Annotated in this window: 16 protein-coding genes; 13 read left to right on the forward strand and 3 right to left on the reverse strand. The window is 38.5% G+C overall.

Features of this window, described 5'->3' with window-relative positions:
- Positions 1-265: 265 nt before the first annotated feature.
- From recF to dnaA, 3 genes are all read right to left on the reverse strand, one after another.
- The gene (recF, locus tag AC2SLN_RS11210) at positions 266-1,696 is read right to left on the reverse strand and encodes a DNA replication/repair protein RecF (RefSeq protein ID WP_486549399.1); all 1,431 of its coding nucleotides are present in this window, start codon (positions 1,694-1,696) and stop codon (positions 266-268) included.
- Between the two features lie 295 nt (positions 1,697-1,991).
- Positions 1,992-3,167 (reverse strand): DNA polymerase III subunit beta, encoded by a 1,176-nt coding sequence (gene dnaN / locus AC2SLN_RS11215; protein ID WP_486549398.1) that lies wholly within the window; start codon positions 3,165-3,167, stop codon positions 1,992-1,994.
- A 304-nt stretch (positions 3,168-3,471) separates the two neighbouring features.
- Positions 3,472-4,902: a chromosomal replication initiator protein DnaA gene (gene dnaA / locus AC2SLN_RS11220; RefSeq protein ID WP_486530741.1), complete on the reverse strand. Its 1,431-nt coding sequence runs from the start codon at positions 4,900-4,902 to the stop codon at positions 3,472-3,474.
- 927 nt (positions 4,903-5,829) lie between these two features.
- Here dnaA and rpmH point away from each other — a divergent pair.
- From rpmH to AC2SLN_RS11285, 13 genes are all read left to right on the forward strand, one after another.
- The gene (gene rpmH, locus AC2SLN_RS11225; protein ID WP_007394757.1) at positions 5,830-5,964 is read left to right on the forward strand and encodes a 50S ribosomal protein L34; all 135 of its coding nucleotides are present in this window, start codon (positions 5,830-5,832) and stop codon (positions 5,962-5,964) included.
- A gap of 205 nt (positions 5,965-6,169) precedes the next feature.
- Positions 6,170-6,559: a ribonuclease P protein component gene (gene rnpA / locus AC2SLN_RS11230; protein WP_486549397.1), complete on the forward strand. Its 390-nt coding sequence runs from the start codon at positions 6,170-6,172 to the stop codon at positions 6,557-6,559.
- A gap of 132 nt (positions 6,560-6,691) precedes the next feature.
- Positions 6,692-7,102 carry a membrane protein insertion efficiency factor YidD gene (gene yidD, locus AC2SLN_RS11235; protein ID WP_486549396.1) on the forward strand — a complete coding sequence of 137 codons (411 nt, stop codon included), beginning with the start codon at positions 6,692-6,694 and terminating at the stop codon, positions 7,100-7,102.
- 286 nt (positions 7,103-7,388) lie between these two features.
- Positions 7,389-9,083, forward strand: a complete 1,695-nt coding sequence (gene yidC / locus AC2SLN_RS11240) for a membrane protein insertase YidC (protein ID WP_486549395.1) — start codon at positions 7,389-7,391, stop codon at positions 9,081-9,083.
- A gap of 601 nt (positions 9,084-9,684) precedes the next feature.
- Entirely contained in the window at positions 9,685-11,091 is a 1,407-nt protein-coding gene (mnmE, locus tag AC2SLN_RS11245; RefSeq protein ID WP_486549394.1) for a tRNA uridine-5-carboxymethylaminomethyl(34) synthesis GTPase MnmE, read from the forward strand.
- A 114-nt stretch (positions 11,092-11,205) separates the two neighbouring features.
- A complete protein-coding gene (gene nrdR / locus AC2SLN_RS11250; protein ID WP_486530736.1) occupies positions 11,206-11,664 on the forward strand; it encodes a transcriptional regulator NrdR in 459 nt (152 codons plus the stop codon).
- Between the two features lie 137 nt (positions 11,665-11,801).
- The gene (gene ribD / locus AC2SLN_RS11255) at positions 11,802-12,887 is read left to right on the forward strand and encodes a bifunctional diaminohydroxyphosphoribosylaminopyrimidine deaminase/5-amino-6-(5-phosphoribosylamino)uracil reductase RibD (RefSeq protein ID WP_486549393.1); all 1,086 of its coding nucleotides are present in this window, start codon (positions 11,802-11,804) and stop codon (positions 12,885-12,887) included.
- 422 nt (positions 12,888-13,309) lie between these two features.
- Positions 13,310-13,915: a riboflavin synthase gene (locus AC2SLN_RS11260; RefSeq protein WP_486549392.1), complete on the forward strand. Its 606-nt coding sequence runs from the start codon at positions 13,310-13,312 to the stop codon at positions 13,913-13,915.
- Between the two features lie 309 nt (positions 13,916-14,224).
- Positions 14,225-15,277, forward strand: coding sequence for a methionyl-tRNA formyltransferase (fmt, locus tag AC2SLN_RS11265; RefSeq protein WP_486549391.1), 1,053 nt, complete (start codon positions 14,225-14,227; stop codon positions 15,275-15,277).
- A 52-nt stretch (positions 15,278-15,329) separates the two neighbouring features.
- The gene (locus AC2SLN_RS11270; RefSeq protein ID WP_486549390.1) at positions 15,330-16,937 is read left to right on the forward strand and encodes a transcription antitermination factor NusB; all 1,608 of its coding nucleotides are present in this window, start codon (positions 15,330-15,332) and stop codon (positions 16,935-16,937) included.
- Positions 16,938-16,968: 31 nt separating this feature from the next.
- Positions 16,969-19,224 carry an nSTAND3 domain-containing NTPase gene (locus tag AC2SLN_RS11275; RefSeq protein ID WP_486549389.1) on the forward strand — a complete coding sequence of 752 codons (2,256 nt, stop codon included), beginning with the start codon at positions 16,969-16,971 and terminating at the stop codon, positions 19,222-19,224.
- A 276-nt stretch (positions 19,225-19,500) separates the two neighbouring features.
- Complete coding sequence (gene thrC / locus AC2SLN_RS11280) at positions 19,501-20,925, forward strand: threonine synthase (RefSeq protein WP_486549388.1); 1,425 nt, start codon at positions 19,501-19,503, stop codon at positions 20,923-20,925.
- 32 nt (positions 20,926-20,957) lie between these two features.
- Positions 20,958-22,076: a LysM peptidoglycan-binding domain-containing protein gene (locus AC2SLN_RS11285; RefSeq protein ID WP_486549387.1), complete on the forward strand. Its 1,119-nt coding sequence runs from the start codon at positions 20,958-20,960 to the stop codon at positions 22,074-22,076.
- The last annotated feature ends 12 nt before the right edge of the window (positions 22,077-22,088 follow it).

Here is a 22,088-nt window from a genome sequence, read left to right on the forward strand (position 1 = left end):
GCCTTCTCGCTTATTTTAGAGTACTGTTAATTAATCCGCTTCCGATTGCGAAAAGTAAGAACAACTTCAATAATTCAGGCTTAAGCTTTAGTTTTCTAAATTCGGTTAACAGCTTTTAATACACCAATAAAATCAATAAAAAATCTATCGCTTATTATAGCATTTTTTGCTTTTAAAAACATATTTGTAATGGGATGCACCAATAATCGATAGGAATCAATTAAATTAAAATTTAGATAACTTTTTGAGACTAAAACTCTGATTTTTAGTCCCCTGTTATAGCTTGTAAATTGCCATGTTTCACATGAAACATATTAATATCTGACCAATAATGTTTCACTTGATCGATCAAAGAGTCATCGAGACTGGTAATAAAAACCTGACAGGATAAGGCAGCTAAAGTCTGTAGAAGTATATCTAAAGCTCTTTTATCAAGCTCTGCAGTGATGTCGTCTAATAGCACTAAGGGTAAAACACTCTGATCGTTGTTAGGGGACATATCTTGAGTGGAATGGCGAGTAGATACTGACGACCCATAAAAATTATAAGAAGGTAGGTTATGGGTTGGTTGTTTCCCATACGTGGTTAAATTTTGCGCGCCAAGCTTTACCTGTTGAAAGGGCAATTGATTTTCCCCCGCTAATAAAGGGAGTTGTGACAATCTTAAGGCCGTAATGAGTAGTTTTTTCTCTCCACGCGACAATACATTTGCTGCTTGCTCACGCACTGTGCCAACTGTGGCATCAAAAAAATCAGTCTCATCATCCGTATGCTGATCCTCTTGATTCAACTCGCATCCTTGTGGATCTAAGCCTTGTGAATCTAAGCTCACATCATTAGAAAATGGCTTATAGTTATCAGAATCAGTGCTTTGCTCATGCACTTCTTGCCGAGCCTCAGCGTTATCAACCCACAGTACCTGAATATCGGCTCTATGGCATCCAATCCGTGTATACCCCATTTGAATATCTTGCTGTAAACGCCGTTGTAACAATTCGTCTAAAGGGACGTCTGTATTGTAGCCAGGCATAAAACGTAATTGAATATACGGAGCATAGTCAGGTAGCAGCTGCTTGACCATGCCATCAAATAGAGGTTGCCACGTCTCAAAAACTTGTTGACGGTAATGTGTAATTAGGGCGGCGTGATTGGCCAAGCCTTTATCCCATGATGCCAACTCTTGTTTTTGGAGACCCGACAAGTTGTGAGACTTTTTAAGCAATGCATTACGCTGTTTTAACAATCGCTGATAAGCTACCCACTGTGGATGAAAGCCCTGTTTCACGTGAAACGTTATCCAATCTAACAACTGGCGCCTACTGCTGCTTCCCACTTCTAAAATGTCCATTGAAGAGGGATCTATAAGCAGCGTAGGCAACTGACGAGTCAGCTCACTCTGCACATATACATGCTGCTGCCCTAGGCGTAATACAGTACTCGCATCTTGCGATTTTTGAATTGCCATACTCTCGCCATTTGAAAGTCTCGCATGTACTGTAGTATGAGGTTGATGATGAGAAATATAACGTTTTGGTTGATGATGGCGAAAACTCTTACCACGCGATAAAAGATATAAAGACTCTAAAAGAGAGGTTTTACCGCTTCCGTTAGCACCAATAAACACATTACATATTCCCGCTTTAAAGCTCACTGATTGCAAGTTACGTAAATGATAGATGCTAAGTTGAGTTAGCATATAGACACGCCTTAGCCATTAAAGTTAACAACGATAATTATAGATTAAAAGGTAAGTTATCCAATAATGTCAACATAAGTCGAACATATTATTTAACATAATATAGAGTATATTTATATCAATATCTCTTATTTTGAGAGATCAGCTTTTGAAGTATCCCTAGGTATTGAATAAAATAAAACCCAGTGAGAGTTATTCACTAGGTCTTATAAAACGTTCATCATTCAAGTGTTAAAATAACGATTAACACGATCAGAAAACAATAGCACTGTTGGCCAAATCCAATATAGGCTCATTATATACGCATTGGCATAATCACATACTGATGCTGCACATCGTTTAGCTGATTGACCAATACCGAGCTATTGGCTTGACTCATATGAATCTGTACATCGCCATTTAAAACATCCAATACATCCTGCAAATACGCTGCATTAAAGGACAACTCAATGGATTCGCCTTGATACTGCACTTGTAACGCTTCGACCGCTTCATCCTGCTCAGCATTATTGGCACGAACCTCAACATCGCCATCGTCTGAAAACTTAAAAATAACACCGCGCGACTTCTCATTACTTAAAATAGCGACCCGTCTTAGAACATCCGTCATTTTTTCTTTGTTTGCAAGCGCTACTTTATCAGTATTGGCAGGCATTACACGGCGATAATCTGGGAATTTACCATCAATCAAACGGGCGTTAAAGGTCACTTTCACTGAATCATCTATCATACCAGCGCTGTCAACATTGCCAAAAGGCAAACTTACTTTCAAAAATTCGCGACCAAAGCTTAAGGTTAAATTACCGTCTTTATCACCCAATAGCTTACCCAGTTCTGCCATTAAACGCTCAAGTTCAATGACCGCCTTGCGGGGTAAAATAGCTTGCATTTCAAGATCATCAGCGACCTCAATGGCACTTCGGGCTAAGGCTAACCGATGTCCGTCTGTGGCAACCGTCGTCAGCTGACGCTGTGCTACCTCAAACAGCATACCTGTTAAATAATAGCGCACATCTTGAATGGCCATTGCAAACTGTGTTTTGGTCATTAAGTCCAAAAGCACTTCACGGCTGAGGGTAAGCGGTATAATATTTGCAGGCTCACCAAGTAGAGGAAAATCCTCCGCTGGCAAAGTACCTAATACAAATCGACTTTTACCACTAACAATGACGCATCGCTCATTTGTCTCAGCCTTGATATCAATCATGGCATTTTTTGGCAAAAGCTTACAAATGTCTTGTAGCTTGGAGGCTGGTAAGGTCGTTGCACCAATTTGGCCACTGGCCCCATTCCCAAGCTTCACTTGTGCAGTTAACTCGACTTCAAGATCTGATGCAGTTAACGTTAATAATTGCTCAGAAACCTCTACTTTTATATTACCAAGTACTACCATATTGTGGCGCTTGTCAGCAGCTTTAGCAATCAAGTTTATGGCTTTTAGAAGCAGCTCACGGTTTATCGACAGTTGCATAATAAAACTCTTTAATTGGGTTTTAATAACTGGAAAAGAGATAGAGTATCTTAAAGAGCATTCATTATTTTTATTTTAAAATATCTATCCACTTAAATTTGGGTTTTTATTTGATACTGATCATACAGCTACCCAGCTAGTATACCCAAATGTTAGGGTATCTGCATAGCCATACCGCTAAATAGCCATATCCCTAAGGTTAACTTGTTGTTAATCACTTATTGAACATAAGCTATTGAAGCCTGATAGTTATTTTTTGCTAATAACCTGCGTCATCTATCCTATGTTAGTCAGCTTGTAGTTGTTAGCCAGCTTGTAGTGTCATTGATAACGCTTTGTATTCTTTATCTAAAACTGGATCTTCCTTACGTAACTGCGCCACTTTATCACAAGCATGCATTACCGTGGTGTGATCACGCCCACCGAAGGACTGACCAATATCTGGGTAGCTATCCTTAGTAAGTTCACGGGCGAGCGACATGGCTATCTGACGGGGACGAGCAATGCTACGAGTGCGCTTCTTACTCATTAAATCTTTTACAGACACATCATAATACTCGGCAACTACTTTACGAATATTATCCATACTCACGGCCTGTGAACGAATGGCAATAATGTCCTTTAACGCATATTGAACCATTTCCAAATCAATTGGGTTGCCTGTTAAGTTGGCATTGGCCACAACTTGATTTAAAGCACCCTCTAGCCGACGCACGTTTGAAACCACATTCTGAGCAATAAATAGCGCACATTCTTTCGGTAAATCAACACCAGATAAGTTAGCTTTTTTTTGCAAAATCTGCATGCGAGTTTCCATTTCAGGCGGTTCAATCGCAACTGCCAAGCCAGAGGAAAACCGTGAGCGAAACCTTTCATCAAACTCCGTCATTTGTGAAGGGTGGCGGTCTGAAGCTAAAATCACTTGCTTGCCTTCAACCATAAAATCAGCAAATAACGATAAAAACTCACTGCTTGATTTATTTTTACCCGCCAATACGTGAACATCATCAATAATCAGTAAATCAACCCGTTTTATCTTTTTCTTAAACTGTTCAATTTTTTGGTTACGCAGCGCATAAACCAACTGATTGATAAATTTTTCAGATGAAAAATAGTAAAACGTTTTGTCGATTTTGAGGTAGCGATGAGCCACCGAGTGCATTAAGTGGGTTTTACCAAGTCCTGATGCCCCATATATAAATAAAGGGTTATGACGATTTTGAGACTGCTTTTTACCTAACTCATAGCAGGCTTTATACGCAAGCATATTGGTCTTACCACTAACAAATGTGTCAAAAGTAAACTTAGGATTAATATAACTTAGCGATTTATCAGATGCTATCTGATTAGCCCTTTGTGAAGCCTCTAAATCACTTGTAGAGTTAATGGCACTGTTGCCTTGTAAATCATAACCATTATTACGGTTACCACCCAACACAGTTGCTTGGCTTTGGTTATGACTAATATCATCACTATTGCTTTGATTATTAGCTTCTACCTGAATAACGACTTGCGTAATGCTACCTTGGCTATGCAGTTTAGCCAGTGCTTCTATATCAGCAAAATGATACTGACGCACGTGCGACACAAAATACTGATTTGGTGCCAGTAACATCAACGTATTATCAACAACTCTTGCAGATAAGGGACGTAACCACATCGTAAATTCATTTTCTTTGAGCTGGTACTTAAGCTCATTAAGACACTTATCCCACACCGATAGACTATCTGACATGACGCATTGTTCCCGCTTTACACACTAAGGTTTTATGAATAAGTCTTTAAAAATAGCAGCAATAATTTATGTGGATATGCTTATTGCGAGGTTTGGTTCAAGGTGTGGTACTTTAGCATAAAAAAATATAATTAACATCAAAATTATCTGTGGATAACTTTGTTATAAAGTCTGTGGATAACTAATTTTATGAAGTTATACAGAGTTTGTGAACAGTTTATAAACAATAATAACCACAGTTTAACATACTGTTTTTATTATATTTTTTTGAGTTATACACAGAGAAACACCTCACTAATAATAACAAAAGAGAGTATATATATATAGTTATGGGCAAAGGCAGTAACTGTGGATAACTCAAAACTAAATTTAAAGTAAAGGCTATGAGGAAAAATATAATTTAACCTATGAATCTATTTTATTATCAGGTTTTGCAATGCTTCTGAACCTACGCTAACTTGATTTAATAGATTTCTTATAGAACCCTGATTAGGGGTAAATTGACTGAGTATGATAAAAAAGGTATTTAAAATGCATCAATCAAAAGCACTTTTAAACTATAAAATTGTGTCTATAGATATCTTCTACCCTGTACAATAGGAAACAGCACGAATAAAAATAATTAGCATTGGGTCTTAAAAATGGTAAGGCTTTATTGTTTTTATTAAACTTTGAAAAATTAAGATTTGAGGGATAAAGAAACGATAAAGGATGTTTCTTAGAGGGTTTTAAAGTGGTTTTAGACAGTTACACCATTCATGTGATGACTCAAACAGGGTTGTTTTTTAATATAAGCTGTCTTAATCTGCTTTAACAAGAAGGTGCTTATAATATTGACATTAACCATTTAGACTGGCATAATCTCACGTTACTACAAATTATTAGTGCAGTTTTTCTTTTTAAACTTATTCCTGTCATAGGTGATTTATGAAACGTACATTTCAGCCAAGCGTTATCAAGCGCAAGCGTACACACGGTTTCCGTGCTCGTATGGCCACTAAAAAAGGTCGTCAAGTTTTAGCGCGTCGTCGTGCTAAGGGTCGTCATCGTCTAACTGTGTAATTGAAATTCTTAAATGAATGGATATTCTCAAGTAAAACAATTACCCCTTCTCTGACTTATTTATGGCGATATTTTGATAGACATAAATAACAACAGTACAAAATATTTAACATAAAAAAGCACCTTGATCAGGTGCTTTTTTTATTATCATAACGCTATATTGCAACTCAATTCTTATATTCTATAACTTCATGTTGACCTAATCATGACCGATTTTGGCTATCCAAAGAGTAATCGACTTTTAAAAGCTGCTGAATTTAAAGCAGTATTCAATAACCCAATTTTTAAAGTACATCAGCCTCATTTAATGGTTTTTGTTTCTGAGTCTGAGTCTGAGACAAACCAAGCACGTTTAGGAATGGCCATTACCAAAAAAAAAGTGCCTACTGCGGTGGCTCGTAATCGTATCAAGCGTATTATCAAAGAGCAGTTTAGGCTTACTTATGCCGTATTACCTGCTTTAGATATTGTTTTTATAATTAAAAAATCGCCCCAGCAGCTAAGCAATAAGCAATTAAGGGATGAAATAATAGCTATATTGCGTAAAACTATTCATAAAGCGAGTTATGGAGATAAACAACGACATGAGTCATAAGATAAATTAATAAGCGGCTCAGCGTTGTTTATTTTTAATCTTTAAGTAGAGTTCACTTTCTCTTTATTTAAATTTTATTTAAATAGTGTAGTCGTTAATCAAGGTGTGAAGGTGTAGAGTAAGGCGCATCAAATGAGGGCAATAATTTCTAGCTTTAGTTCCAGTATACTCATGGGCATTATCAAGTTTTATCAAAAAATAATTAGTCCAGTTTTACCTGCTCGATGTCGCTATTATCCCACTTGTTCCGAATATGGATTGACAGCCATTAAGTGGCACGGGCCAAGTAGAGGTGGGTTATTAGCCTTAAAACGCATTTGCAGTTGTCATCCGCTTGGGGGCCATGGTATTGATTTTGTTCCCTTACCTTTATATAAAGACATCTATTATCCTTTTATAAGCTCCGTTACTTCGGATGTTGTTAATTATAGGGGTAACTATCAAAATGATAGTAGTGATGTTTCACGTGAAACTTTTATTGTTGAACGCGGAGTATATAAAGATAGCTCTAGTTACCGAGCGAGACTAAACCATAGTCTCTAGAGTTGGGCATAGTTTATCACTATGCTTGTTACAAAAAGGGAACTTTAAAAATAGGCCATTTTAAAAGTCTCTAGAATCAGGGGTTTTAAAAGTTTGGATTTAGTCTGTCATGTAATAAATATGTACTGTAATTAGGTTACTCTAGGCTCTATATCTTTTAGCGCTGTTTTTTAGTAAAATATCTGGCATTTTATAATCGTTTTTAGGTCATATACCAACGTTTATTCGGTTTATCCGCTTATTATTTTATTTATTTCATTTATTTTGAGTTGTTTAGGACAATCTTATGCAAAAGATACTACGGGTGCTCATCATTATTGCAATGCTGATTACCGCTTATTTGTTGGTGCTTGCTTGGCAAAAAGACTATGCCAATGTACCAGATTCATCAACAGACGCAGTAACCCCTTCTGTATCCACTACATCGGGCTCTGATATACCAAACAGTACTGGCGCAAGTGATATCCCTACTGGGATAGTAACAGACATCCCGTCTACTGAGGATGAAGTAACGACTGCAAAAGTGTCCTCTAAACTGATAAATGTAACAACAGATCTCTATCAAGTTAAAATTGATCCTGTAGGTGGTGACGTTGTTTATGCAGCGCTACGTGACTATGATGCAACTTTAGATAGCGAAGCGCCATTTGTGTTGCTTGAAAACAGTAGTAACCGAGTGTATGTGGCGCAATCAGGCTTAGTTGGTGCGAATGGTATTGATACTGCTGCTGGACGCGCAAAATATAGCTATGAGTCTGATAATTATGTGATGGATGTGAACCATAATACCCTTGAAGTCCCTTTAACCTATAAACAAGATGGTGTGACCATTACTAAAACTTTTACCTTCACTCAAGGTAAATATCCTATTACTGTTAATTATAATATCAATAATACCAGTGCCCAGCCTTGGAATGGTCAACTATTTGCACAGTTAAAGCGTGATGGTAGTAAAGATCCAGGCATGGCTGATAAAGGTGCCTTAAGTATGGCCACTTATCTGGGTGGTGCTTGGGGTACACCAGATGACGAATATAGCAAGCTTAAGTTTAAAGATTTTAATGATGGCGAATTAACAGCATCTAGTGACAAGGGTTGGGTAGGCATTATCCAGCATTATTTTGTTTCAGCATGGACACCTGAGAACTTTACAGGACAATTCTTTAGCCGTGAGTCAGGCGGCGATTATTTTATTGGTATGAACAGCCAGCCAATCGCTGTCCCTGCAAATAAACAAATAGACTTAACCGCCACCCTGTATTCAGGTCCTAAGGTTCAAGAAATCTTAAGAGACGTTGCACCAGGCTTAGATAAGACTGTGGATTATGGGTTGCTATGGCCTATCTCGAAAGTTTTATTTGCAATACTTGAAGGTATTCATAAGGTTATTGGTAACTGGGGTTGGTCGATTATCGCTTTAACGGTACTGGTTAAGATTGCCCTATTTTGGTTTTCTAATAAAAGCTATTATTCAATGGCTAAAATGCGTGCCTTACAACCCCGTCTCGCTGCTTTAAAAGAAGAGCATGGCGACGATCGTATGAAAATGTCACAAGAGATGATGGGCATTTACAAAGAAGAAAAGGTAAACCCTATGGCTGGGTGTTTACCAATCTTACTACAGATGCCTATTTTCTTAGCATTGTACTGGGTATTGGTCGAGAGTGTGGAGCTACGTCACGCTCCGTGGATTCTATGGATTCAAGATTTATCGGCCATGGATCCTTGGTTTATTATGCCAATATTGATGGGTGCCAGCATGTTTGCAATGCAACTGTTTAGCCCGCAACCAACCGACCCAATGCAAGCTAAAGTGATGAAGTTTTTGCCAATAATCTTTACCGCATTCATGTTGTTCTTCCCTGCTGGTCTTGTATTATATTGGACAGTAAATAACTTATTTACTATGGGTCAGCAGTATTTGGTAAACAAAAGAGTTGAAAGAGAACAAAAAGAAAAGTCCGCTCAAGTTATAGGTTAGCAATAAATGAATAACCAACGCTCTGTCACATAGCTATTTGGTTATTTAGCTGATAAAAGCACCTTATTTAATAAGGTGCTTTTTTAATAATCTATTTTTATCTTCCTATATATAAGACCTGCTATATAAGGCCTGCTTAAACGGTGCCGGTAGTAAATTTAGACTGCGAAAATAATGTAGCATATAGATAAACTGTGTGAATAAGGGTAGAAAATTAGAGTTAAGATTAAAAACAGACCATCGGGTTGTAAGCTTGATAGGGCGTTTATTCGACTTCAGATATACTGATACTATGCTAAGATATCAACCCATTTGTAATATAGTTACAGTAATTCTAAGGGTTAAAGTGTTAATCTCGTTTGCAACGTTTGCTTAAATATATCAGCTACTGGCTGAGCTCTTTGCCTTATAGGCCTTTTAGACTACTTAAATGACACCGTTAATACTCTATCAACTGAATGCATTGTCAGTTTCGTTAAATGTATAATTTGTATTATTTTCACTTGGATTTTTGCTAGCAAAAGTACATTAAATTAGCATCAAAGCTGTATAAAGATACTATATAAATAAGTAAACATTACTAGAATTATTAGAGCAAAATATGACTTCTGCTGTTAATCACGACGCGTCTCATTCGAGTACCATAGCTGCGATTGCAACCCCAATCGGTCGTGGCGGTGTGGGTATCATCCGCTTGTCAGGACCTAAGGCATATGCTATTGCTTGTCAACTTACTGGTAAGCACGAGTTCACACCACGTTTGGCCTCTTTTTGTCGATTTTACGATGAGCATAAAAACGTACTAGATGAAGGGCTGGTGTTGTATTTTAAAGCCCCCCATTCCTTTACGGGTGAAGATGTGATTGAGCTACAAGGGCATGGGGGAATGATATTACAGAACCTGCTGTTGTCTCGAGTGTTTGAGCTTGGTGCAAAGCAGGCTCAAGCAGGTGAGTTTTCCTACCGAGCTTTTGATAATGATAAGCTCGATTTGGTTCAAGCAGAAGCGATTGCAGATGCCATAGATGCCACCAGTGTAGCAGCCGCTAATAGTGCCATACGTTCACTTACAGGCGAATTTTCAGAGAAAATAAACCTTGTTTTAGAAGCGTTAATACATTTACGTCTGTATGTGGAAGCTTCCATTGATTTCCCTGATGAAGAGGATGTTGACTTTCTGGCTGATGGGGTTATTGAGGGGAAGCTTGATGCTATAACAGATAAAGTTGCCGCTATTTTAGCGACTGCGCAACAAGGTCAGTTATTGCGAGATGGTGTACATGTTGTCTTAGCAGGTCGACCAAATGCAGGCAAATCAAGTTTATTGAATTGTTTGGCGGGACAAGAGCGTGCTATCGTAACAGAGGTTGCGGGAACGACTCGAGATGTTTTACAAGAGACCATTGTGCTGAATGGGTTAACCATTCATCTTACAGATACTGCAGGACTTCGTGATACAACAGATACGGTAGAGCGTGTTGGTATTGAGCGTGCGCGTACTGCCATCAACCAAGCGGACTTACTGCTTTTGGTGTATGATTTATCAAAAGATGCTGATCCAGTGCAATTAGCGCAAGAGTTATTTAAAACCGAAGATGGCAATTCGCTGCCAAATTTTGATAATTCAAGGATGTTATTTATAGGTAACAAGCGGGATTTAATTAAACAACAAGTGGCAGATCAAGCTGCTATTTCTGGATATGATCAAGTTAATGTTTCATGTGAAACATCACAAGGAATAGATAAATTAATCGAGCTGTTATGCGAAAAAGTTGGTTTTCATCCGCCTGAAAACAGTCTTATAGCACGGGTACGCCATTTAGATGCTTTAAAACGTACTCAGCAATATCTTAAAGAAGCGCATGAACAGTTGGTAGATTATCAAGCGGGAGAGTTGGTTGCGGAAAGTCTACGCCAAGCGCAACATAGCTTGGGAGAAATTACTGGCGAGTTTAGTGCAGATGATTTATTAGGCCAGATATTTGGTAGCTTTTGTATAGGTAAATAATTTTACAGTGTTCTGCTTTCACAAAGCTTTAAATGTAGAGTGTGTTCCACCTATAAACCTCGTTCAGCCGTATTAGCTTTGTGGCTTTTATTAAACTTTACTGAGAATCTAATCATGCAATGCCCCTACTGTAACGCGGACGACACTAAAGTCATTGACTCACGCCTTGCGGCAGAGGGCGCGCAGGTACGCCGCCGCCGTCAATGTAATCAGTGTCAGGAGCGCTTCACGACGTTCGAAGTTGTTGAAGTCGTGATGCCCAGAGTGATTAAATCAAGTGGTCGTATAGAGCCATATGATGCCGAAAAATTAAGGCGTTCGATTCAATTACCTTTGCAAAAACGCCCAGTAACGATTGACGAGCAGGATGCGCTAATTAGCCGTATTGAAAAGCGAATACGCCAATTAGGAGAGCGGGAAGTGAGCAGTAAAAAACTAGGTGAGGTGGTTATGAGTGAACTCAAGGAAGTGGATGATGTGGCCTATGTACGCTTTGCTAGTGTGTATCGTGACTTTCAAGATATTGAGGCCTTTCGTCAAGAGTTACAAAATATACGTCCCTCTGAGAGTTAATGGAGCTTCAATAGTAGGGTTTTAGATGGATATTTCTATCCTTTCAACCGATGCTTCCTTAAAGTGAACCCTATTTAAGCCATTTTTAAGCCACTCCTTTTAAACTATCAATACCAAATAAATCATTTAGGTTTGTTATGCCCACTTCTCATGTCAGTACTCATGGTATTACCCCTCCACAGCCCCAAGACGCCTATTTTATGACGTTAGCAATTGAGCAGGCAAAAAGAGGGATTTATACCACTCGCCCGAATCCCGCTGTCGGATGTATAGTAGTAAAAGATAACCATATTATAGGCAGTGGCTTTCATCCAAAGGCAGGCAAGCCTCATGCTGAGGTTTTTGCATTACGTGAGGCCGGTAGGCAAGCGCAAGGGGCAACTGCTTACGTGACACTCGAACCCTGTAGCCACACAGGGCGAACACCACCTTGTGCAATGGCTTTAATTGAAGCGGGTATAAATCGTGTAGTTATTGCTGGATTAGATCCAAACCCTAAGGTTGCCGGACGAGGTGTGACTATGTTAGTTGAGGCAGGCATAGAAGTATCCATTGGCGTGGGCAAACAACAAGCTGAACAATTAAATTTAGGGTTTTTAAAGGCGATGCGATCTAGTATGCCTTATGTGCGTCTAAAAATAGCCACTAGCCTTGATGGACGCACGGCAATGGCATCAGGTGAGTCTAAGTGGATTACTGGCAATGCTGCTCGTGAAGATGTACAAAAGCTTCGGGCATTAAGTGGGGCTATTATTACGGGTAGCCAAACGATTATTGATGATAACCCGAGCTTGAATGTGCGCTCAACCCTGCTGGGTGTACCATTATCTGAGGTTCCACAACCTCAAATTGTAGTGCTTGATAGACGAAGACGTTTAGTAAATGTGAGCGATAGATATAACGTGTTTAAACAACAAAGCACGCTATTACATGTAGAATCTGATTTGAAACACCTGCTATATAACCTAGTTGCTGACTATCAAATATATGATGTTTTAATAGAGGCTGGGGCTGAGGTCTCTGGTAGTTTTATTAAAGAAGGTTTGGTTGATGAGCTCATTATTTATCAGGCGCCTTGTATTCTCGGCCAAAGTGCCAAACCAATGTTGTCTATGACTATAGATGAATTGGCTAATCAAAAACGATTTAGAGTAAATAGTTTGAGCCAAATAGGCAGTGACATAAAGATTAGTTTATTACCTTTTGATCGTTATTTTATGTAGGAATTAATAGCACTTAAATCCTCGATCAATTTTTAAGCTCTATTTATGTCAAATTCATATAACGCATCAGTTATTAGTATTGATAACTGGTGCGTATATTAGCAAATATATTGAGATTTAAATTAGGCTGCAGAAAAGTTATCCACAGGTTGTTTTTTTATTCCATTAAAAAAGAGTAAATTTTACTGTTTTTATATCAGATTGTGGATTACTTAGGTTTCATGTGGAACTGTCTAATCTGAGTTTTTTATCAATGCTTTATAATCAAAGGTTTCACATGGAACCAGCTATAAATGGATTTAAAATTATAGTTTTTTATTGGGCTGTGGATAACTTTATATTAAGAGGCTTGTTATTAAAGGGTTATAACCGTTATCTATAAGTTATCCACAGGTTTTAGTGATTCTATATTGGATGAAAATATGTTTACAGGTATTATTGAAAGTACTGGTACGTTAGCTGCAATAGATAGTATTGGTGGTGATGTGCGATTGGTTATCCAGTCTAATAATCTGGATTTAAATGATGTCAGTCTTGGCGATTCCATCGCGTGTAATGGCATTTGTTTGACGGTTATTGACATGAGTGAGACAAGTTATTCAGTTGATGTTTCACGTGAAACTTTAACAAAAACAGCGATGGAGAAATGGCAAGTTGGCGATACCCTTAATTTGGAAAAAGCAATGCTACCAACAACTCGCTTTGGCGGGCATATGGTGTCAGGGCATGTAGATGGTGTTGGTACGATCAAAAAGATGGTTGAGGATGCGCGTTCAATCTATATTGAAGTTGCTATCCCCAATGAATTAAAGAAATATGTAGCAACTAAAGGCTCTATAACAGTAGACGGTATTAGCCTGACCACAAATCTGGTTAAAGATAACCTAGTGTGCTTGAATATTATTCCTCACACGGCGCAAGTAACCAATATAGCCAAACACTGGCACATAGATGGACAGGTTAATATTGAAGTTGATTTAATTGCCCGTTATTTGGAACGTCTGGTATACGTTGAGACTGAAAGCTAGTGTTAGAGGGTATCAAGGTATAAGTATTAGCAAAAGTTCTAGTCCACTAGATGGATTCTACTAGTGTAGCGTCTTAATATCTTAATATTTCAATTGTTAACATTTAATATTGAAGAGGGTTATGCATGAGGTTTTTCTTATAAAGGATTAACCAAGGGCATAATCAATTTAGCTTTAAACAGTATTCAATTAACTAACTAAATTAACCCTATGGATTGCCTGACTGCATTCCATGACAAATGAGCGTTATCTCGCTGATTAACTACAAATGATTTTATCCATCAACCTACCTTGTGATTTAATAAATATATGACTGTAACTGACGCTTCAAAATGCTTACCAAAACTAAGACTCATATTCGCAGGCACACCAGAATTTGCAGCAATCAGCTTGCAGGCACTTATTGAGCAACAAGATGCGCTAAATATCGAGATAGTCGCTGTTTATACGCAGCCAGACCGTAAAGCTGGTCGCGGACAAAAGGTAACAGCCTCAGCGGTTAAACAATTAGCATTAGATCATGATATCCCTGTTGAGCAGCCCCTAACTTTTAGAAAGTCAGTGAATGAAGGTTTAATTTCACGTGAAACGTTAGCCAATTATAAGCCTGATATTATGGTCGTGGCTGCCTATGGTCTTATTTTGCCCATAGGGGTGTTAAAGACACCGACATATGGCTGTCTAAATATTCATGCCTCTTTACTACCCCGTTGGCGCGGGGCCGCGCCTATTCATCGTGCCTTGTTAGCAGGAGATGAAAAGACGGGCATTACCATCATGCAAATGGATAAAGGATTGGATACAGGCGATATGCTTTATAAAGTTGACTATGATATAAAGCCTGATGAAACGACTGAAACTTTGCATGACAAAATGGCACAGTTAGGCGCTGAAGCGATTATTACCGTATTAAAGGACCTACCCCGTTACCAAGCCCAAGCGGAAAAACAAGACGATAGCTTAGCAACTTATGCTGAAAAATTAAGTAAAGCAGAGGGTGAAATTAATTGGAACCAGTCAGCAGAATTTATTGAACGTCAGATACGTGGCATGCATCCTTATCCGGGTGCTTATACCTTTTTAGCAGATAAAGAAGGTAAGGGTGAGCCTAAACGTGTAAAAGTTTTATCAGCCATGCCAGTTAATGACAGCCAAACTACTACCAAACCTGCTGGCACAGTTATAAGCATTGGACGCAATGCCATCTTAATGGCATGTGGTAAAAACAGCCCAGATGATGACGTGGCAACTACCCTACGCTTAACCAAGCTACAATTCGCAGGTAGCAAACCTGTTACCGCTGAGCAAATTTGCCACGGCAATCAGCTCGATGACGGTGACCGTTTTGTGTCTCAAAGCTAGCTATTAATTAAAACCTTCCCCTAGTATTTGTAACTAATAAATTAGGTATGTAATGAGCAATAAACCAAACAGCGCCACTTTACAAATGAACGTCCGTGTCGCTGTGATAAATACGTTGTTGTCGATTCAGCAAGGTCAGTCACTAAGCAGTCTATTAGACCCACTATTAAACAGTTTTAGGGATGAGGATAAAGGTTTTGCCCATGCCTTATTACTCACAACCTTACGCCATTGGCATGCAACCGCACGTTTGTTAGATAGTCTAGCCGATAACCCTATTGATGAGATTGAAGTACGCACTACCATTCAATTAGGGATGACTCAGCTATTGTATTTGAATGTAGCGGATCATGCTGCTATCCATGAAACGGTCGAGGCGGTTAAGCACATTGAGTTTTCGCATGCATCAGGTTTAGTCAATGCGGTACTGCGTAAAGTGGCAAAAAATCCCAATAAATTTCGCAAGAAAGCCAATAAGAATCACAGTCTGCCCAATTGGTTAGCACAGCAATTAAAAAGCGATTGGCGCGAGCAGTATGATGCATTAACCCAAAGTTTGCGCCAGTCTGCACCGATGTTTTTACGGGTGAATACTCTACAAACCAATACCGCCAGTTATCTGGATAAATTAACGGCCGAGCAGATTGAAGCTGAACTTGTACCATTTAATACGGCGATAAGAGCAGACGCAACGGATAGCTCAATCCGAATTAATCAAAGTACTATTCAACTTATCGATAGCGTACCAGTGAGTCACTTACCTGAGTTTGAGGAAGGCATTGCTAGCGTACAAGATGTCCATGCGCAGTTGGCAGCACCAATTATTCAAAAGCTGTTAGAGAATAGTTTTAAATCAAATTATGCAGATAAAGATAATAATGTTAATTCTAAATCGAAGCCAAAGACTTTACGCTTGCTTGATGCTTGTGCGGCACCAGGTGGCAAGCTAGCCCATTGGCTAGAGATGTTAGGTGAGCAAGAAACTCAAGAAAATGGCATGTTTCACGTGGAACAATCTACAATTGAATCCGATGATAGTTTAATCAGTGTTGATAATGAAAATAGTTCCAATAGTTTAAGCCCAATAGATAAAATAGAACTGGTTGCCATCGACAATGACGCCAATCGTATTACGCGTATTTTTGAAAATTTAGAGCGGTTACGACTGCCAGCGCCCATTGTGAATAGTAAATTGCATTTGGATATTATTTGCGCTGATGCGACTCAATGGCAAGCTGAAGCAGACGCTTCAAATGCAGACGTTTCAGATGCCAAGGGCTTTGATGCCATATTGCTCGATGCGCCTTGTACCGCTACCGGTGTTATTCGTCGTCATCCTGACATTACCTTGCTACGCACCGAGGAAGATGTCCAACATACCGTACAGTTGCAAGAGCAGATACTAGATAACTTATGGCCGCAATTAAAGCGGGGTGGTTATATGTTATACATCACTTGTTCGCTGCTTAAAAGCGAGAACGTGGAACAAATGCAGGCGTTTCTTGAGCGTCATAATGATGCGGTGGCTGTGGCGTTTGACGATGACGAAACCAATTGGGGTATTGAGCAAGAGATTGGGCGTCAATGTTTGCCGTTAAATGAACAAAACCAATCAGGTGGTGATGGGTTTTATTATGCGGTGCTGATGAAACAAGGCTAGCGTTAGTAATAGATAATTTACGGATGACTTGATGAGTGATTATAACTTCGAAACATTGAACGATAAAGAATTTGAAATTCTAGTTACTGATTTATTGTCAAAAGAGTTCGATACAAGTATTGAAAGGTTTAAATCGGGAAAAGACCAAGGGATTGATGGGCGTTTCTTTGAAGGTAATTCAAATAATCAAACTGTTATTATCCAGTGTAAACACTGGGTTAAATCAGGCATAACTAAACTATTAAAAGAATGTGAAAATACAGAAGCTAGCAAGGTTCAAAAGCTTAACCCTAGTCGCTATATCTTCGTAACCTCACTACCTCTTTCAGCGCAAAACAAAGGAAGAATATTTAGTATTTTTAGACCTTATATTAAAACGGAATCTGATATTTTAGGTCAAGAGGATTTAAACAGTCTTTTATCAAGGTTTCCTGAAATCGAAAAACAACATTTTAAACTTTATCTTTCCAGTGTTAATGTTCTGCAATCAATCTTAGATAATGATGTTATTGGTAGAAGCAACTTTTATCTTAAAGAAATCCAAGAGTTTTTACCGAAATACGTACATACAGAAAACCACAAAAATGCTTTTAGGAAACTAGAAGAGCTTGGAAGTATTATTATTAATGGTGAACCAGGAATAGGTAAAACAACATTAGCAAAACAGTTATGCTTAGACTATGTATCTCGCCAATATGAATTAGTCGTCGTCAGTAAGTCTATTGAAGAGGCAGAAAGAGTCTACAAACCAGAAGTTAAGCAGATTTTCTATTTTGATGATTTTTTAGGAAGTAATTTCCTTTCAGCAATAGAGAGTAATGAAGATGCTAATGTCGTGCATTTTATGAAGCGAGTTAGTAAAGACGACACTAAACGCTTCATCTTAACCACACGCTCTAATATTCTAAATCAAGGTAAGGCTCTTTCCGAACGTTTTGAGCAAAGCAATATCAATAGAAATGAATATGAAATACGAATTCAATCTTTAAGTAGTATTGATAAAGCACAGATACTGTACAATCATGTCTATTTTAGTAATCTAAATAAAGAGTTTATAGATCAAATTTATATTGATAAACGCTATAGGAAGATTATAGAACACAAAAATTTTAACCCTCGTTTGATAGAGTTTATTACCGATTCAGTGAAGGTGAATAAAGTAGTAAATGCTGATAAATACTGGGATTATATAAAAGCATCGTTAGATAATCCAAGAGATATCTGGCGCGGTATGATAACCAATCAAATTAGTGATTTGGATAGACACATTACAATGGCTATTACTTTGAATGGCTCACCAGTTAGTGAGAGTCAAATAGCGCCTTTGTTAAATAGATTGAAAAATTGTGGTTTAGATATATCAAATAGCTATTTTTCAGTCGAAGACACTATGCAAAAATTAACTGGGTCTATATTAAATCGAAATATCTCTAATAACCAAGCAACGTATCAATTATTTAATCCTTCTATTGCTGATTTTTTAATCTCTGAATATGCATCTAGATATATTTACATTGCGAAAATTATTAGCTCACTAAGAACGTATTCTGCGTTGACAAACCTTAAAAACATGTCGAAATCTAAAATTTCTTCTTTAAACTATTCAAGAATAGTGAGTGAGCTAGTAAATTTAGAGCTGTTATCAATTCTTGAACCAAATGATTACACCTTAGAGCTGGTAAAGATAGCTACAGAACAACCTAAAATTATACGCCCCTTAATAGAAAAAACTCTGAAGTATTATCCGACTAATCTATATGAAACTTTTGGGACTTCTTCTATATCAATTATAACACTGGCTGTTGAATACAATATTCTATCTAATGACGATATCTATCTATACACTACGGTATTTAAAATACTGGAAAATGCAGACTACGACGAGTTTCAAGAAGTGGCGGACTTAATTTATCTTTTACCTAATAATGATAGTTTGATTTCTTCATATAAAGAGCAATTTTTAGACTATCTAAGCCGCAACATCACTTATGAGGCTATTAATAATAACCTGTATGAAGATATTTACCATGAAGATGAAATGAATGACGATAAAATCTTAGACTATATCTATGAACTTATAGAGGATTTAGAAAGTGGTTTTGATTTCGAAGATGAAGAAATTGTAGCTATCATGGATTCTTTAGATAGAGATGAAATTATACAAAATAATAGGGATTCATACGAATACTCTGAAAGAAGAAGTGAAGAATATCGAGAAACTAGAGACCTTGATGAAATCACGAATCCTAATATCGACCTAATTGATGATTTATTCCAAAGAGATTAATAGTTGAGGTAACTTGATTCAGAGAGAGGTTTAGCCCAGATTGAAGCGGATATACTTGGTGTAGCATAAGGGTTGCGGGCGCTTAGCAAGAGGCATTATCGTGGTAGCAGGAATGCAACTTGCTATTAGCGCCCGCCCTTATGCCAACCAAGATAGTAGTGGAAAGCTGGAATAGCTACAAAAACCAATCATATCTCTATTTAATATGGCTTATCTCTCAAAATATGCTACTCTTTTTCTAATTTAATATTATAAGACTCGTAGATAGGACAAAACATGAAATATATCAGTACCCGTGGTCAAACTGAGCCGATGGATTTTAGCGATGTGTTGTTGATGGGCTTAGCGCCAGACGGTGGTTTGATGTTGCCTGAAAGATATCCGAAAATTGATGGTGCGACATTAGATAAATGGCGTGAACTGAGCTATCCAGAGTTGGTATTTGCGATTATGCGCTTGTATGCCACCGATATTGATGACGCAGACTTAAAAGATATTATCGAGCGCACGTATACGGCTAAGGTTTTTGGTAGCGAAGAGATTGTGCCGGTACGTAAGCTTGAGGATAATTTGTATATTTTAGGGTTGTCTAATGGTCCCACGCTGGCGTTTAAAGACGTGGCGATGCAGTTTTTGGGTAATGCGTTTGAATATGTGCTCAAAACCAAAAACAAGCGTTTAACCATCATTGGTGCGACCAGTGGTGACACCGGTAGTGCAGCAGAATATGCGCTACGTGGTAAAGACAATATCGAAGTGTTTATGATGTCGCCACATGGCAAAATGAGTGCGTTTCAGCGTGCGCAAATGTACAGCTTGACCGATGCTAATATTCATAACATTGCGATTAAAGGCATGTTTGATGACTGTCAAGATATCGTCAAAGCACTACAGCAAGATGCCGATTTTAAAGCCAAATATAGTTTAGGTACGGTGAACTCGATTAACTGGGGTCGTATCTTAGCGCAAATCGTTTATTACTTTAAGGCGTATTTCGCTGTCACTAATAATAATGCCAATAACGATAAAAAGGTAAGCTTCTGTATTCCTTCAGGTAACTTTGGTAACATCTGCGCCGGTCATATTGCCCGTGAGATGGGTCTGCCGATTGAGCGTTTAATCGTCGCAACCAATGAAAACGATGTGCTAAACGATTTCTTTAATCAAGGCAGTTATTGCCCTCGCCCTGCGGAACAAACGTATGTGACCTCTAGCCCTTCGATGGATATCTCCAAAGCCTCGAACTTTGAGCGCTTTGTGTATTTACTATTAGAAAAAGACAGCAAGCGGGTGCATGACTTATTCGATAGGGTAAAAGAAGGTCAAGGCTTTGACTTATCTGACGTGTTAGAGTCAGTCAATACTCGCTATGGCTTTGCATCAGGTAAATCAACGCATCAAGATCGTCTCAATACTATCAAAGCCGTGTATGACACCTATAATGATTTGATTGATCCGCACACGGCTGATGGTGTTAAGGTTGCGCGAGAGTTGCAACGAGACGGTGAAGTCATTATCTGTGCCGAGACGGCTTTACCAGTGAAGTTTTCTGAGACGATTTTTGAAGCGATTGGCAACATAGACATTGAACGTCCAGAACATACCAAAGGCTTAGAGGCCTTAGAACAACATGTGACGGTATTGGACAATGATACCAGATTAGTCGCTGATGAGATTAAAAAAGTGGTGAAACCTTTATAACGCACTATTTTCTAAACATTATGGATAGACGAATGAAAAAGAGTATGGGTAACTGGTTTAGAAACTCAATGGCAAAGACAGCAATTCTAAGTGTTTTCTCAGTTGTCATGCTCATGGGAGCGTCAACAGCTGGCGCGAATAATCCACCACCGACCTTAAAAGCAGATGCACCAAACCGTTATGTGGTAAAAAAGGGTGATACGCTTTGGGATATATCTGGACGATATTTGAACAATCCGCTGCAATGGCGTCAGATTTGGGCGACAAATAAGCAGGTTAAAAATCCCCATCTCATCTATCCAGGTGATATTTTATTGATGTGTGTGATTAGGGGTGAGACCTTGGTTGGTATTGATACAGGTGAAGGGTGTGCGGGTATTGAACGCAATATGACAGCACCCGCAGCAGCAACGCAGAATGTGACTATAACCCCTTTGAATAATAGTATCCCTGCCATACCCTTATCTGCTATTGAATATTGGCTTGATAGGGTGTTGATTGTTAACCCGACTGATTTTCAAGCAACGCCGTATGTGTTGGCGTCAAAAACAGGCAACCTTATTACTGCTGAAGGTGATAAAATTTATGCTAAGGGTGCACCGCTTATTGTGGGACAACGCTACGGTATTTACCGTGAAGGTAAGCCCTATATTGACCAGCAAAAAAATCAAGTGGTTGGTTTAGAAGTACAACAAGTTGCCACAGGAATCGTGACCAATGTGACAAGCAATAATATATCTAGTATTGATCTGATAAAGTCATACGATACTGAAGTACGTGAAGGTGATAGAGTGTTTATTGAAATAACAAATGATCTATCGCCTATTTTTAACCTTAAAGCTGCCAATGTGAATCGTGGTGGTCAAGTTATTCGGATAATGGGCTCTATAAATAGCGCAGGCAAAGGTAGTGTGGTGGCGGTTAACTTAGGCCTAGAAAATGGCGCTAATGTTGGTGATGTCCTAACCGTCTTTAAAAAAGGGGCATTAGTACGTGATATTAGAGATAACGATATCCCTGTTCGTTTACCAAGTGAGCAAGCGGGTCATCTCATGCTGTTTAAAACCTTTGACAAAATTAGCTATGCATATGTCTTAGATACGGAATTGCCTTTAAATATGGGTGATAGGGTATTACCACTTAGGTTTTAAAACCTAATCAAC

This window comes from Psychrobacter sp. CX90 (assembly GCF_057396305.2).